14 protein-coding genes are annotated in these 14,561 nt (G+C 55.7%); 8 read left to right on the forward strand and 6 right to left on the reverse strand.

Features of this window, described 5'->3' with window-relative positions; all coding sequences use genetic code 11:
• Positions 1-148: 148 nt before the first annotated feature.
• Positions 149-1,138 (reverse strand): L-glyceraldehyde 3-phosphate reductase, encoded by a 990-nt coding sequence (gene mgrA / locus ACFQW4_RS12560; RefSeq protein ID WP_192411433.1) that lies wholly within the window; start codon positions 1,136-1,138, stop codon positions 149-151.
• Between the two features lie 213 nt (positions 1,139-1,351).
• On the opposite strand from mgrA, the gene ACFQW4_RS12565 reads away from it, so the two are divergent.
• Together ACFQW4_RS12565 and glk are read left to right on the forward strand one after the other, a co-directional pair.
• The gene (locus ACFQW4_RS12565) at positions 1,352-3,004 is read left to right on the forward strand and encodes an alpha-keto acid decarboxylase family protein (protein WP_377725611.1); all 1,653 of its coding nucleotides are present in this window, start codon (positions 1,352-1,354) and stop codon (positions 3,002-3,004) included.
• Between the two features lie 160 nt (positions 3,005-3,164).
• Positions 3,165-4,130 (forward strand): glucokinase, encoded by a 966-nt coding sequence (gene glk / locus ACFQW4_RS12570; protein ID WP_101763595.1) that lies wholly within the window; start codon positions 3,165-3,167, stop codon positions 4,128-4,130.
• Positions 4,131-4,161: 31 nt separating this feature from the next.
• Here glk and ACFQW4_RS12575 read toward each other — a convergent pair whose 3' ends face one another.
• On the reverse strand, positions 4,162-4,887 hold the full coding sequence (locus ACFQW4_RS12575; RefSeq protein ID WP_377725614.1) for a LytR/AlgR family response regulator transcription factor: 726 nt from the start codon (positions 4,885-4,887) through the stop codon (positions 4,162-4,164).
• Positions 4,884-6,575, reverse strand: coding sequence for a LytS/YhcK type 5TM receptor domain-containing protein (locus tag ACFQW4_RS12580; RefSeq protein ID WP_377725853.1), 1,692 nt, complete (start codon positions 6,573-6,575; stop codon positions 4,884-4,886). Before ACFQW4_RS12580 ends, ACFQW4_RS12575 begins: the two co-directional genes overlap by 4 nt.
• A gap of 269 nt (positions 6,576-6,844) precedes the next feature.
• Here ACFQW4_RS12580 and ACFQW4_RS12585 point away from each other — a divergent pair, with 269 nt between their 5' ends.
• Together ACFQW4_RS12585 and alaC are read left to right on the forward strand one after the other, a co-directional pair.
• A complete protein-coding gene (locus ACFQW4_RS12585) occupies positions 6,845-7,369 on the forward strand; it encodes a GNAT family N-acetyltransferase (RefSeq protein ID WP_110866530.1) in 525 nt (174 codons plus the stop codon).
• A 118-nt stretch (positions 7,370-7,487) separates the two neighbouring features.
• Positions 7,488-8,726 carry an alanine transaminase gene (gene alaC / locus ACFQW4_RS12590; RefSeq protein WP_008101332.1) on the forward strand — a complete coding sequence of 413 codons (1,239 nt, stop codon included), beginning with the start codon at positions 7,488-7,490 and terminating at the stop codon, positions 8,724-8,726.
• Between the two features lie 41 nt (positions 8,727-8,767).
• Here the strand turns inward: alaC and ypdK are convergent, their stop codons facing one another.
• The 3 genes from ypdK to ACFQW4_RS12605 form a co-directional block, all read right to left on the reverse strand.
• The gene (gene ypdK / locus ACFQW4_RS12595; RefSeq protein WP_099686956.1) at positions 8,768-8,839 is read right to left on the reverse strand and encodes a membrane protein YpdK; all 72 of its coding nucleotides are present in this window, start codon (positions 8,837-8,839) and stop codon (positions 8,768-8,770) included.
• Between the two features lie 202 nt (positions 8,840-9,041).
• Positions 9,042-10,070: an efflux RND transporter periplasmic adaptor subunit gene (locus ACFQW4_RS12600; protein ID WP_377725617.1), complete on the reverse strand. Its 1,029-nt coding sequence runs from the start codon at positions 10,068-10,070 to the stop codon at positions 9,042-9,044.
• Positions 10,071-10,075: 5 nt separating this feature from the next.
• Positions 10,076-11,677 carry an MFS transporter gene (locus ACFQW4_RS12605; RefSeq protein ID WP_377725619.1) on the reverse strand — a complete coding sequence of 534 codons (1,602 nt, stop codon included), beginning with the start codon at positions 11,675-11,677 and terminating at the stop codon, positions 10,076-10,078.
• 150 nt (positions 11,678-11,827) lie between these two features.
• On the opposite strand from ACFQW4_RS12605, the gene ACFQW4_RS12610 reads away from it, so the two are divergent.
• The 4 genes from ACFQW4_RS12610 to ACFQW4_RS12625 all read left to right on the forward strand — a co-directional run bounded on the left by ACFQW4_RS12610 (position 11,828) and on the right by ACFQW4_RS12625 (position 14,419).
• On the forward strand, positions 11,828-12,613 hold the full coding sequence (locus ACFQW4_RS12610; RefSeq protein ID WP_008101326.1) for an IclR family transcriptional regulator: 786 nt from the start codon (positions 11,828-11,830) through the stop codon (positions 12,611-12,613).
• A gap of 7 nt (positions 12,614-12,620) precedes the next feature.
• Positions 12,621-13,073 carry a universal stress protein gene (locus ACFQW4_RS12615; protein WP_101763602.1) on the forward strand — a complete coding sequence of 151 codons (453 nt, stop codon included), beginning with the start codon at positions 12,621-12,623 and terminating at the stop codon, positions 13,071-13,073.
• A 9-nt stretch (positions 13,074-13,082) separates the two neighbouring features.
• Positions 13,083-13,886, forward strand: coding sequence for a hypothetical protein (locus ACFQW4_RS12620; protein ID WP_110866533.1), 804 nt, complete (start codon positions 13,083-13,085; stop codon positions 13,884-13,886).
• Between the two features lie 251 nt (positions 13,887-14,137).
• Entirely contained in the window at positions 14,138-14,419 is a 282-nt protein-coding gene (locus ACFQW4_RS12625) for a membrane lipoprotein lipid attachment site-containing protein (RefSeq protein ID WP_008101319.1), read from the forward strand.
• Positions 14,420-14,561 lie beyond the last annotated feature (142 nt).

Raw genomic sequence — 14,561 nt, forward strand, 5'->3', positions numbered from 1 at the left:
TTCAGTAGCTTATAACTGCCACCGTTGCGCTAGTTTGCCACATCGGACCAGGGAAGCCTTGAGAATCAGTCTGAAAACGCTGAGGGAAATCTGAAATGAGAATTTTCTGCTGCGGAAAACGCCCGACCAATGTCGGGCAGGTAAACGTTTACACCAAGATATTGTGGATAGCGTCGATCTCATCCTGGTTTAGTTCCGGCTGGCTCAACATCTCAACCGCATCATCAATTTGCGCGGTTTTACTGGCGCCAATCAGCACCGAGGTAACACGCGCATCGCGCAGCACCCAGCTCAGCGCCATCTGCGCCAGCTTCTGGCCGCGCTGTTGGGCAATCGCCTGCAGCTGACGCACTTTTTCCATCTTCTCTTGCGTCAGCTGGTTTTCATTCAGGAACTTACTGCCGCTGGCGATGCGCGAGTCTTGTGGAATACCCTGCAAATAGCGGTCGGTTAACACGCCACCCGCCAGCGGCGAGAAGGCGATGCAACCAACGCCGTTGTCGCCCAGCACATCCAGCAAACCCTGCTCAGGCGTACGTTCAAACATCGAATAACGCGGCTGGTGGATCAGGCAAGGCGTGCCGAGGTCGCGCAGAATCGCAATCGCTTCGGCAGCTTTGTCTGCCGGATAGTTGGAGATGGCGGCATACAGCGCTTTGCCCTGACGCACCACCTGATCCAGCGCACGCATGGTCTCTTCCAGCGGTGTTTCGGGATCGGGGCGGTGATGATAGAAGATATCAACGTACTCCAATCCCATGCGCTTCAGGCTTTGATCGAGACTGGAAATCAGATACTTGCGCGAACCCCAATCGCCGTATGGGCCGTCCCACATGGTGTAACCGGCTTTAGTTGAAATCACCAGCTCGTCACGCAGTCCCTGAAAATCCTCGCGCAGAATGCGACCAAAGTTGGATTCCGCCGATCCCGGCGGCGGGCCGTAATTATTGGCGAGATCGAAATGGGTAATGCCGCGATCAAAGGCATGGCGCAGCAGTTCACGGCTGTTATCGACGCGCGTACTGTCGCCAAAGTTATGCCACAAACCCAGTGAAATCGCCGGTAACTTCAGGCCGCTACGGCCACTGCGGCGGTATTGCATCTGTTGATAACGTTCGGGATGGGGAAAAGCACTCATGCAGCGTTCCTGTCTCATAGGGGAGAAAGTGACATCAGCATATCAGTGTATGCGTTTACACTAAGGCGAAACGCGCCGAAGATCGCAACTTACAGAATTATCTGTCGTCGTAACGAATGCTTGCCACAAATCACCACGCCACGATGATGAATATCTCGCCAATTCAGCCACATCGCTAATACTCGTGATTATCCCCTTAACAAGGAGCTGTCGATGAAAAACCCGAATGTTGGCGATTATTTACTGCACCGATTACAGCAAGCTGGCATCCGTCATCTGTTCGGCGTGCCCGGCGATTACAACCTGCAATTTCTCGACAGCGTGATTGCGCATCCCGACATTGCCTGGGTTGGCTGTGCCAATGAACTGAATGCGGCGTATGCGGCGGATGGTTACGGGCGCTGCAACGGTGCGGCGGCACTGCTGACCACCTTTGGCGTCGGCGAGCTCAGCGCTATCAACGGCATCGCCGGCAGCTATGCCGAATATGTGCCGGTGATTCATATCGTTGGCGCGCCCGCCAGTCAGGCGCAACAGCAGGGCGATTGTGTGCACCATTCGCTGGGCGACGGCGATTTTGGTCACTTCCTGCGTATGGCGCAGGAAGTGAGTGTGGCATCGGCGGTGCTGACGGCGGAAAACGCAGTGACTGAGATTGATCGCGTTATCAGCGAGGCGCTAACGCAACATCGTCCCGGCTATTTATTGCTGGCGGTGGATGTGGCGGCGGCTGAGATTTCGCTATCAGAGGAAAAAGCCACAGCCGCAGATAACCATCAGCAGGTTGCCGTGGCCTTTGCCGATGCGGCAGAACGCTTGCTGGCACCAGCACAGCGCGTGGCGCTGTTGGCCGATTTCCTGGCCTCACGCTGGCAGTTGCAGCCACAGCTTGAGGTGTTGCGCCAGCTGCGTGCGATTCCTGCCGCCACCTTGTTGATGGGCAAGGGCGTGCTGAACGAGCAGCAGCCGGGCTTCGTCGGTACGTATGCCGCGCAAGGCAGCAGCGATGCGGTGCGTCAGACCATCGAAGATACCGACGTTACGCTGTGCGTCGGCGTGCGGTTTACCGACACCTTAACCACCGGCTTCACACAAAATCTGCCCGCCGAGCGCGTGATCGATCTGCAGCCGTTTCAGGCCACGGTCGCTGGCGAGGTGTTTGCGCCGTTGAGCATGCAGCAGGCGCTGGCGGCGCTGACGCCGATTTATCAGCGTCACTGCGCGCACTGGCGGCTGGCAGATGCGCCTGAGTGCGAGGAAAGTGAGCAAATTGCTGCGGCGGTAATCAGTCAGCAGGCATTCTGGCAGGCGATGCAGCGCTTCCTGCAACCCGGTGATATTATCCTTGCCGATCAAGGCACTGCGGCCTTTGGTGCGGCGGCGCTGCGTTTACCGCAGGATGCGCAACTGCTGGTGCAACCGCTGTGGGGATCGATTGGCTATACTTTACCCGCCACTTTTGGTGCGCAAACCGCGCAGCCGGATCGTCGGGTCATCCTGATCATTGGCGATGGCTCTGCGCAGCTGACGATTCAGGAGTTAGGTTCGATGCTGCGCGACGGCCAGCAGCCGATTATCTTCTTGATTAATAACGATGGTTATACCGTTGAGCGCGCGATTCACGGTGCTGAGCAACGTTACAACGATATCGCGCAGTGGAATTGGACCGCGTTGCCGCAGGCGCTGAGCCAGCAGTGTGCGGCGCAGAGCTGGCGCGTCAGCGAAACGGTGCAACTCGACGCGGTGATGGAACAATTAATGCGGAATCGACGTCTGTCGCTGGTGGAAGTGGTGATGGACAAACAGGACTTGCCGCCGCTGCTACGTAAAGTCACCGCCGCACTGCATCAGCGTAATAGTGGCTAAATTTCGGAAAGTTGCCGCTGGGAAGTCGGGCAGGTGATCGGTAGGCTGTGCAGCATCTTTGAATGGATTACGCCCATCGTGCAGGTGGGCGTTGTTGTTTTATTGGCAGGCTTTTATAGTGTCCTGCAATTGTTTATGACCCAAGCGGAGCAGCAGAAGAATGACAACATACGCCCTGGTCGGCGATGTGGGCGGTACCAATGCCCGTCTCGCATTGTGTGAGGTAGAAAACGGCGCTATCTCGCAAGCCCAAACTTTCTCAACATCAGACTACGACAATCTCGAAGCGGTGATTCGCCACTATCTGGACGAGCAAAAACAGGACATTAAGCACGCCTGTATCGCTATTGCCTGTCCGATTACCGGCGATTGGGTGGAGATGACCAACCACGATTGGGCGTTCTCGACCAAAGTGATGAAAGAGCATCTGGCGCTGGAAAGCCTGGAAATCATTAATGATTTCACCGCCGTTTCCATGGCGATTCCGATGCTGAGCGAACAGGAAGTGATTCAGTTCGGCGGTAGAGCGCCGGTTGAAGGCAAGCCTATCGCGATTTATGGTGCGGGCACCGGCCTTGGCGTCAGCCATTTGGTGCACGTGGATAAGCGCTGGATCAGCTTGCCGGGCGAGGGCGGTCACGTCGACTTCGCGCCAAATAGCGAAGAAGAGGGTGAAATTCTCGAAGTGCTGCGCGCGGAGATTGGCCACGTTTCGGCGGAACGCGTGCTGTCCGGTGCCGGTTTGGTTAATCTGTATCGCGCCATCGTGAAGTCAGATGAGCGTGAGCCAGAAAACCTCAAGCCTAAAGATGTCACCGAACGCGCATTAAAAGATACCTGCATCGATTGCCGTCGCGCGCTGTCGCTGTTCTGCGTGATCATGGGCCGTTTTGGCGGCAACCTGGCGCTGAATCTGGGCACCTTCGGCGGCGTTTATATCGCGGGCGGTATTGTGCCGCGCTTCCTCGATTTCTTTAAAGCCTCCGGTTTCCGCGCGGCATTTGAAGATAAAGGTCGCTTCCGCGATTACCTGGTCGATATTCCGGTATATATGATTACTCACGATCAGCCGGGCTTACTCGGCGCCGGTGCGCACCTGCGTCAGGTGTTGGGCCGCGAGCTGTAAACACGCAGGCGAGCGGCATCCGCCGTTCGCCTTATAATCTCATCAACTGCCGAAAGGCTTTCACCTTGCTGCGACTCACCGGCACCTGCGCATCCAAATCACGCAACTTCACCAAATAGGTATTGTTAAACCACGGCTCGATTTCACGAATCTTGCTCAGGTTGACGCAGTAAGAGCGATGGCAGCGGAAGAACTGCTGTTCCGGTAAACGGCTGCAAAACTCACTGATCACCATCGACATCACATAGGCTTCGCGCCGCGTATACACAAACGTCAACTTCTCGTGCGCCTCAACGTAATAGATCTCGTTGATATCGGTGACGATAATGCGTTCATCTTTCACCAGATTGACGGTTTGTGGCGAGCTGGTGGCTGCGTTTTGTGGTTGCAACTGCTGTTGCGCGCTGGCTTCCAGTTTCTGCAGCATGGTCATGATGCGCGACTCATGATACGGCTTGAGAATGTAGTCAAACGCGTCCAGCTCAAACGCTTCAACCGCATGCTCTTTCCACGCGGTGATAAACACAATCAATTGCTTATGAGCAAACTGATTGATGTTTTGCGCCAGCAGCATGCCATCAAGCGAAGGAATGTTGATATCGAGGAAAATCACATCCACACGATGGTTCTGCAGATATTTCAGCACTTCCAGCCCATCATCAAAGCAGGCCTCAACGCTGATTTGGCTATGTTGCTGAATCATCCAGCTTAACTCTTGCTGGGCGAGAAATTCGTCTTCAACGATGATGGCTTTCACGTGGCGGTTTCCGTGGTGGGGCGCAGCGGGGCAGGCAGCCGCTGGCCATTCTTGCTAAGCGTAAAGGCGATTTCCGTGCCGGGATGATGGCGGGTGATGACCAAACCCTGGCCGGAGAGCAGCTTAACGCGATGATGCACATTCAGCAGACCAATTTTGTTGCCGGGCATCTCGTTTCGCGCCACGCGGCTCATCACATCATCGCTGATGCCATCACCGGTATCGCGCACCGCAACGCGCACCCGATCGCCTAAATCCTTCACGCTCAGCGTCACTACGCCTTTGCCGCGGCAAGGCTGAATGCCGTGCACAATCGCGTTCTCTACCAGCGGCTGAATCAGCAGGCTGGGCAGCGTGAAGTGCAGATCTTCATCCACGTCATAAATCATCGACAGCTTATCGCCGAAACGCGCCTGCTCAATCGCGATGTAATCCTTCACCTGCCACAACTCTTTCTTGATATCGATAAGCTCGTCATCGTTGAGTTCGAGGTTGTAACGCAGATAACGTGACAAATTGATCACCAACTGGCGCGCGGTGTCCGGATTAAGGCGAATCGAAGAGGAAATAGCATTCAGGGCGTTAAACAGGAAATGCGGGTTAATTTTGCTCTGCAGTGCGCGCAATTCTGCCTTGTTCGCCATCTCACGCAGCTGTTCAGCCCGCGAGACTTCCAGCTGGGTGGAGATGATTTGCGACAGCCCAATCGCCATCTCTTTCAGCGACCCGGTGATGCGATGCGCTCGGCGATAATAGATTTTTAGCGTGCCTGTCACTTCCCCTTTTTCCCAAAGGGGAATAACCAGCATCGAGTGAATATCTTTGGTGCGATGCGCCTCGTCGTTGTTCTTAATAATGATTTTACCGCTGGCGATCGCCTGCGCGGTGGTCGGGCTGATGGCATCATCGCCGTTGTGATAGTTCTGCTCGCCGTAACCGACATAGGCGAGAATCTGTTTATTATTGGTGATGGCGACCGCATCGGCGTGAATGTCGGTGCGGATGATATCGCACACTTTATGCAGCGACTGGCTATCAACCTGGCGAAACAGCGGCAATGTTTTGTTGGCGATCTCCAGCGCAAGCTTGGCCTGACGCGCCGCAATCGCCTCTTTTTCACCTTCGACGCTCTGCACCAGCAGCACGATTAAACCGATGCTTGAGGCACCCAGAATCATCGGCAGCGCAATCTCGGACACAATCGCCAGGCCCAGCGTCATTGGCTTGGCCCACAGCACAATCAGCAGCATGGTCAGGCTTTCGCACAACATACCGCCGAGAATACCGGCGCGCCAGCGCTGCTCTTTATTCATCCGGCGGTTGATCACGCCCGAAGCGATGCCAGCAATGATGCTGGTGATCAGGCAAGGCACCGCCGTGACGCCATCCATATCAATTAGATAGCGATGCAAACCGGCAATCACGCCGGTGGCGATGCCCACCCACGGACCAAACAGAATGCCGCCGGACATCACCGCAATCACGCGCACATTGAGCAGAGATCCGTCGACGTTAATGCCTGACCAGGTGCTGAACAGCGCAAACAGCGAGAATATTGCCGTCACCACCAGTTTTTCCCGCACCGAATGCTCATCTTTTTGCAACAGCTGACGAAACACCCGCGTGCGCGTGAGGAAGAACAGACAGATCAGCATCAGCGCCGCGCGGTCAAAAACCGCCAGCAGCATGTCGAAGTGGGAAGGCAAGGGCATCTCTCAGGCAAGAAACGGGAGGCTATGATAAAAAATGTGGTCACGATCCGCCAGCCTCACGGCAATCTGCAGACCTTTCTCGTAGCCGGGATCAATTTTGAGCATGCCTGATCGCCATAAATAGCGACATCCGCCAAAAGAGGAAAACTTGAGTAACAAAAAGAGGATTAGCGAAAGCGTGCGCCGATCGCTGGTTGTCAATACGCCGGTTTGCTATGTTGCCGGATAAAAAGGGGAGCTTAGCCATGCAATTACTCACGCCACGTTTGTCCCTCAGTCGACTTCAACCTGAAGACTGGCGGATTTTCAAAGCGGTACATCAGGACCGCACGACCATGACGTGGGTCAGTGAAATTCCGGATGAAAACGATATTCGTCAACGCTTTACTGAGCGTCTGGCGCCGTGGCAGGCGAGCAGTTTTCATATGCTGTGTCTGGTGGCGCGCATCCGGGAAACCGGCGAGCCGATTGGCCTGTTTGGCTGCAGCGCCGAGTGGCATCCTTATCGTCAGGCCGAAGTGGGTTACATGCTGCGCGCGGCGTTTACCGGAATGGGTTATGGCAGTGAAGCGCTCGACGCGCTGTGCCAGTTTTTGCTACAGGCAGAATTTCATAAGCTGAAAGCGATGGTGATTGAGGGGAATTGGCCGTCGCGCCGCATTCTTGAGAAGAATGGTTTCGTCCTTGAGGGTACGCTGCGGGATAATTATCTGCTAAACGGCCAATGGGTAAGCGATTGGGTGTTTGGCCGCCTGAATCCGCAACATTAAAAAAATTTCCGTCTGCTCTCGACAATCTTGTTATCAGCGCGTTATGTTCTTGGTGCGGTCACCACAGTGACCCACGTCGCTCGGACGGTCCGGGCGCTTACGTAAACCAGAGGACATCATGGCTGATAACAGCACACCCCGTCGTTTCTCGCGTATTGAACGCCTTCCCCCGTATGTTTTTAACATTACCGCTGAATTGAAGATGGCTGCGCGTCGGCGCGGCGAAGACATCATCGATTTTTCGATGGGCAATCCGGATGGCCCCACGCCGCCGCACATCGTCGAAAAACTCTGCCAGGTGGCGCAGCGCGAAGACACGCACGGTTACTCAACCTCGAAAGGTATTCCCCGTTTGCGTCGCGCGATTTCGCGCTGGTACGCAGACCGTTATCAGGTAGAGATCGATCCAGAATCGGAAGCAATAGTCACCATCGGCTCCAAAGAGGGTTTGGCGCACTTGATGCTGGCCACGCTCGATCACGGCGACACCGTGCTGGTGCCGAACCCCAGCTATCCGATTCACATTTACGGCGCGGTCATTGCCGGCGCGCAGGTGCGTTCTGTTCCTTTGGTAGCGGGCGTTGATTTCTTCAACGAGCTGGAGCGGGCGATTCGCGAAAGCTATCCCAAACCGAAAATGATGATTCTCGGCTTCCCGTCGAACCCTACAGCGCAATGCGTTGAGCTCGACTTCTTTGAGCGCGTCATCGCGCTGGCGAAGCAGTACAACGTGCTGGTCATCCACGATCTCGCCTACGCTGATATCACTTACGATGGCTGGAAAGCGCCGTCGATTATGCAGGTGCCAGGCGCGCGTGATGTGGCGGTAGAATTCTTTACCCTCTCGAAAAGCTACAACATGGCGGGCTGGCGCATCGGCTTTATGGTCGGTAACAAAGAGCTGGTCTCCGCGCTGGCACGCATCAAAAGTTATCACGATTACGGCACCTTCACGCCACTGCAGGTCGCGGCGATTGCGGCGCTGGAAGGCGATCAACAGTGCGTGCGCGATATCGCTGAACAATACAAACGCCGCCGCGATGTGCTGGTGAAAGGCCTGCACGAAGCGGGCTGGATGGTCGATCTGCCGAAGGCGTCGATGTACGTCTGGGCGAAAATTCCCGATCATTACGCGCATCTTGGCTCACTGGAGTTCGCCAAATTACTGATGCAGGAAGCCAAAGTGTGCGTCTCGCCGGGCATCGGTTTCGGTGATTACGGGGATACCCACGTGCGTTTCGCGCTGATTGAAAACAGCGATCGTATTCGTCAGGCGGTGCGGGGGATTAAGTCGATGTTCCGTGCCGATGGCATTTTGCCGGGAACGGTGAAAGCGCTGGAAGAAGAAGAGGAATAACCATTAAGTGGGGCGACTCAGCGTCGCCCCGCCTGGCGGCTCTACAGCATCAGTACAAAAGTACCGACCCAAAGCAACAGGAAGAAAGAAATTCCCATCAAAGCGTATCTCACAAAACAACTCCTCTGAGCGGCTACCCGGCGGGCGATCCCAAACCCGCGTAACCCGAACAGAATAAGAGAAAGGTGGAGTTCATCATCGCTACACGCTTTCTTCTCAGGTCGCTCCAGGCAAGCCCGGAACAGGATCGAGGGCTAATTTACGCGGATTTGTCCCAAAAATAAATAGGCCGCTTCTGAGATATTGCTCACATTTTCAGCGGGCCTCAATCTCCGGTATCGCCGACATTCCCACGCGCAGTTTGGCCAGATCCGGCTGGTTCTCATCAAGCACAATTTTCACCGGTAAACGCTGTACCACTTTGGTGTAATTGCCGGTGGCGTTGTCCGGCGAAATGGCGGAAAAGGTCGCACCCGTTGCTGGGGCGATGCTATCGACGCGACCGCTAAATACCTTGCCCGGCAAGGCATCCACCTTCACGCTCACTTTCTGCCCTTGCTGCACATCCGCCAACTGGGTTTCCAGATAATTAGCGGTGATATAGGTTTGCTGCAGCGGCACCACCGCCAGCAAACGCGTGCCTGCGCTAACGTAGGCGCCGAGGCGCACCGAACGCTGACCGACCATGCCATCCACCGGCGCCACAATCCGCGTGTAGGAAAGATTGAGCTGCGCCTGATCGACGCTGGCCTGCGCGGCAGCGACATCGGCAGCGGCCTGACGCACCGCAGCTTGTAGCACGCCAACTTGCTTGACGGCGGAAGCTAGCGCCGCTTCGCTCTGGCGGACGGTAGCCGAAGCGGATCGCTGCGTTGAGTTGGCTTTTTGCTGATCGTCTGCGGCGATGGTGCCACTTTTATACAGCTGGTTGTAACGCGCGGCGCTTTGTCCGGCGTACTGCGCTGAAGCCTGGCTCGCCGCTAACGTGGCCTTCGCCTGGTCGATAGTGGATTGCTGCTGTTCCAGCTGCGCCTGGCTACTCAAACGCTTCGCCTCGCTGACCTGCAAATTGGCCTGCGCGGTCTCTAACGCCACGCGGTAATCGCGATCGTCGAGTGTCGCCAGCAGTTCGCCGGCCTTTACGCGCTGGTTGTCTTGCACGTTGACGCTGGCGATGTAGCCGGAAACTTTCGGCGCAACCAGCGTATAATCGGCATTCACATAGGCATCGGTGGTGCGGTGATCGTTGCCGGTCATCGATGACCAGACAAAAAAGGCCATCGCTAATAACACCAGTAATAAGGCGCTCAACAGCACCGTTCTCTTCAAAGCAAAAGCTTGCATATCAATTATCTCGACGTCGTCGTAACAGGTTGAATCAGTGTTTGTGGTGGCCAGACGCGTTTTGGCAGCCAGGCGGTTAACAGTAAAAGCAGGGCGGCGAAGGCAATCAGCATCTGGTAGCAATCACTCAGGCTCAGCACCATCGCCTGCTGTTTCAGCAAGGTGGCGAAGCCGCTGAGGTTTTCCGCGCTGCTGACGCTGCCGTCCGGCAGCAACGGCGCGCTGCTGCTGGATTGTGCGCTGTTCGGCGCCGTCATCAGCCATGAACGGCTGGCGGCGCTATCGACCAGCACGTTGGAGTGGAATTTTTCACGGTGGCTGATAAACCATTCCACCAGCGTGCTGGCGGCGATGCTGGAGAAACCGCGCACCGTGTTGAACATCGCCGAGGCAAAGGGGCCTTCTGGTGGTGCAACCACGCTGGTGGCACTCATCAGCACCGGCAAAATCACCATGGGCTGGCCGAACGCCTGCAAAATCTGAATCAGCCAGAAATTCTGCCGCGCCCAATCGGTGGTGATGTGCATGCCCATCAGGCAGGACGTCACCAACAGCGCTACGCCCGCCGTCAACATCCAGCGGCAATCCACCCAGCGAATATTCAGTAGCGCCGCAACAAAAGGCGCAATCAGCAACTGCGGCAATCCGATGGTCAACGCCAGCGGGGCGAACTGCAGCGTGCGGAAGCCTTGCACCTGCGCCAGATAGGCCGACGGCAGCGCCGAACCTGACAGCGACAGAATCAGCACGCCCGCCAGCACCAGCAAGCCGTGCGCGAGATTGCGCCGCCCCAGCATTTGCAATTTGAACAGCGGCAGCGGATGAAACCATTCATTAATAAAGAACACAGTCAGCAACGCCAGCGCGCTGAATAATAAGCCGCAGAATAACGGCGATTCGAGCCAGTCGAGTCGTTCGCCCTGCGTCAGCGCCAGAATCAACAGCGCCATACCGGAGCAGCCGGTCAGCATGCCGAACAGGTCGATCTGTTTAAAACGCTCAAGGCGCAGCGGATCCTGCGGCAAACCCCAGCTAATCAGCAGCATGGCAATCAGCATGGCGGGCACCACTTGCCAGAAGACAAACAGCCAGCTGACGTCATCGGTCCAGAACGCCGCCAGCGAAGCGGCCATATTCGGACCGAAGGTGGCGGTCAGCGCATATCCGGCTAAACCGTATAATTTGATCGGCGGCGGAAGAAAGCGCAGCGCAACGGTCATCAGCATTGGCGGCAGCGCGCCGCCAAATAACCCCTGCACCACGCGCAAGGCGATAAACAGCGTGGCGTTAGGCATCAGCGGCAGCAGCAGACCGCTCAGCATAAAACCAGCGGAGACGGTGAGCGCAAAGCGGCGCAGCGAAAAGGTGACGGCGAACCAGGGCGCAATCATCATTGCCGCAACTTCAGCGGCCTGATACGCGGAGATGATCCAGCTGCCTTGATCGAAACTGATGCCGATGGCAGCGCGGATATCGGCTAACGCGATATCGGTGACGCGATCGTTTAATCCTGATGTGAGCGCGGCAATCAGCACGCCAACCAATCCCAGCGCCAGGCGCAGAGTAAACGGATGGGGGGCCGGAGCCGCAATGGGCTGGGCGTTCATAGCAGGCTTCTCGTTATAGTGTTGATGCAGTGTATTGCGATGTGATACAGATGGCATCTTACATATCGATACGCTGTATTGCAATGTGATACAGGGTGTAAAAGTGCGATCATTCGCGTTAAAGTAGGGCAGGCCAAAAAGGAACGCATCATGGTTGAACTTCCCTCAAGCCGTGAGGATGAAAAAGCGGGTGGCATTCAGGTCATCGCGCGTGCGGCAAAAATTCTGAACGCGCTGGGTGAGCATCCCGGCGGCATGAGTTTGGGTGAAATTGCGCAGGTGGTTGATCTGCCGCGCTCGACGGTGCAGCGCATTATTGGTGCGCTGGACAGCGCACAGCTGGTGCGCAGCAGTGGTGCCGGCGGGTTACGTCTTGGTCCGGCGCTGCTCAAGCTGATCTCCAGCGTGCACAGCGACGTGGTGGAAATCGTGCGTCCATTCCTCGAACAACTCTCTGCAGAGATTAATGAAACGGTATCGCTGGCGCGGGCCAGCGGCACGCAGCTGGCGATCGTGCATTATGTGGTGGCCTCGCGCGAACTGCGCGTGGTGCCGCGCATCGGGCTGAATCTGCCGCTTTACAGCACATCGGGCGGCCGCGCGTTGCTGGCGCTGGAGAGCGATGAAGATGTGCGCGTGATGGTGGGCGAAGCCTATAAAGAGTTAACCGAGATGACGGTGAAAACGCTGCCGCAATTGCTGGAGCTGATTGCCGAGGTACGCGCCAGCGGATTGGCGATTGATCGCGGTGAGACGCTGGAGGGCATTTCGACCATGGCGGTCGCCATTGATACGCTGTTTGGCCGCTTCTCCATCTCATTATTGGTACCGACCGCGCGTTTTCATAAGCAGGAAGCGCATTATCGTGAGCAAATCATCAAGTGCAAAGACGCCTTGATTCGTGAAATTGGAAAAATGACCGCTGTGGAAGGATAACCAACTGATGAAAACCTTGCTGATGGCCATCGATAACTCTCCGGTGGCGGAAAAAGTGATTGCGTTGACCATTGAACAAGCGCTGGCGCATCAGGCACAGGTCACGGTGCTGTGCTGCGTTGATCCCGCTTACTCCTCCTGTAATCAACCGATAGAGATTGATGCCGGTGAAGATCCGGATGATTTTGTGGCGGCGAAAGATGAGCAGAACACCGCCGAAATGGTGGTGCGTCATGCGCTGGCGCCGCTTTTGCGCGCGGGCGTGGCGGCAAAAGGTTTGATTCTGGCGGGGGAAGCGGCGGAAACCATTGTGGCGCAATCCACACTTTTGCATGCCAGCATGATCATCATGGGACGCCGTCATCTGTCGCCGTTTAATCGTCTGCTGAAAGGTTCGGTCAGCGCTGCGGTGATTGAACGCGCCAATTGCCCCGTTTTAATTGATGTACGTAAGGATTAACCCCGCTCGATGCTCTCGCTTTTTCCGATTACGCTAGCGGCGTTCGCGCTGCTGGCGATCATTATTATTCTGCTGGTGCGCACCACCTCGCTGCGACTGTGGCAAGGCGTGCTGTTATTTATCTTGCCGCTGATACTGGCGAATTTACTGTGGTTCAGCTGGCTTCATCCACGTCAGGAGCGGCAGGCGCTGATGGAAGAGGTCGCAACCCAACTCAGCCTTGCGCCCGGTTATCGCCTGCTAAAAATTCAGGAACCCGCATTGTGGCAGTTGCTTAATCGCGAGCTGCTGCATAAACGGCTGGAAGGTGTTCCCGCCAATCAGGCGCTGGGGGATATGCGCGGCTGGTTGATGGATCTGGTTAATCAGCGTCTGACGCGCGCCAGCGATGCGGCGATCATTGATTACATCCGCGTCTCGGTCGAGGAGATGCAGGCGTTGCAGCAGCAGGAACCGCAGCGCTGCTTCCGTTTCCTCTATCCGCAGGTGAATGGCGGCGTCAATTTGCAACAGGTGCTGTCACCGGAACTGAATCAGCGCGATGCGCAAGCACTCGAAACGCTGCTGCAGCAAAGTACCGGCAATGAACAGCCGCTGGATCAGGCTGCGGCGCAGCGCGATTTACAAAGCGTGGTGGAAAAACTGTATGGCAAGTGGGGCGATCGGCTGCAACAGCTGAATATGCCAGCGGATACCGCGGTTGATCGCGGCGCCATGTGCGCGATGTCGATTGATCTCTACAGCGGCATTCTCGCATTGCCTGACAAACAAGCGGCCAATCTTTTACGTAAGATGGTCAGCCTTACCGGTTAGCAGGCAAAAAAAAGCCCGCTCAGCGCGGGCATGAAGGTCATTATCAGTATGTTTATTATTAATTCACCTGGTGTGGTGCAGACTTCGTTTTGTCTGAATAGATAATCTCACCCTTACCTTGATAAGTGAAACCGTTTGGTTTTATCGATTTGATTGGCGAAAGCTTCACTAATCCCGGACATTTCGCGCTTTATTCCTATAGATAAGCGCGGCGTTGCCTTTTAGACTGCAACGCTCAAGAGGAAACCCTAATGAAAAAAATGCTTATTAGCGCATTGGCGCTTTTTATGTTGGCGGGTTGTAGCGTCAGCAAACCAGGAGGATTTGAGCGTGTTGATGAAGATACCAGCTCAAATACCGTGCAGTATCGTTACGATCCGCACACGCTGAATAAAGACGCAATGGAGATCGACCTTGCGAATTATTGCAGCCAGCGTGGATTTGATAAGGTGGAATCCCTGCCGTCGCAAAATAGCCATTTGCCCGGACTAAAGAAAGCCTGGTATCAATGTAATTACGCGGTAAAAAGCTAAAAAATAGGGCGGGATAATTTCCCGCCCTTTTTATTTTCTTATTATTTGCTGTGTGTGCTTTGCCCAACTATCTGCGGTGTCCATAACCGCCGTGCCCATGATGCCAGCCGCCGCCACCACCATGATGGCCCCAGCCTGGGCC

The organism is Pantoea sp. GCM10028869 (genome assembly GCF_042666835.1).
In the GTDB taxonomy this organism is placed as follows: Bacteria; Pseudomonadota; Gammaproteobacteria; order Enterobacterales; family Enterobacteriaceae; genus Pantoea; species Pantoea leporis.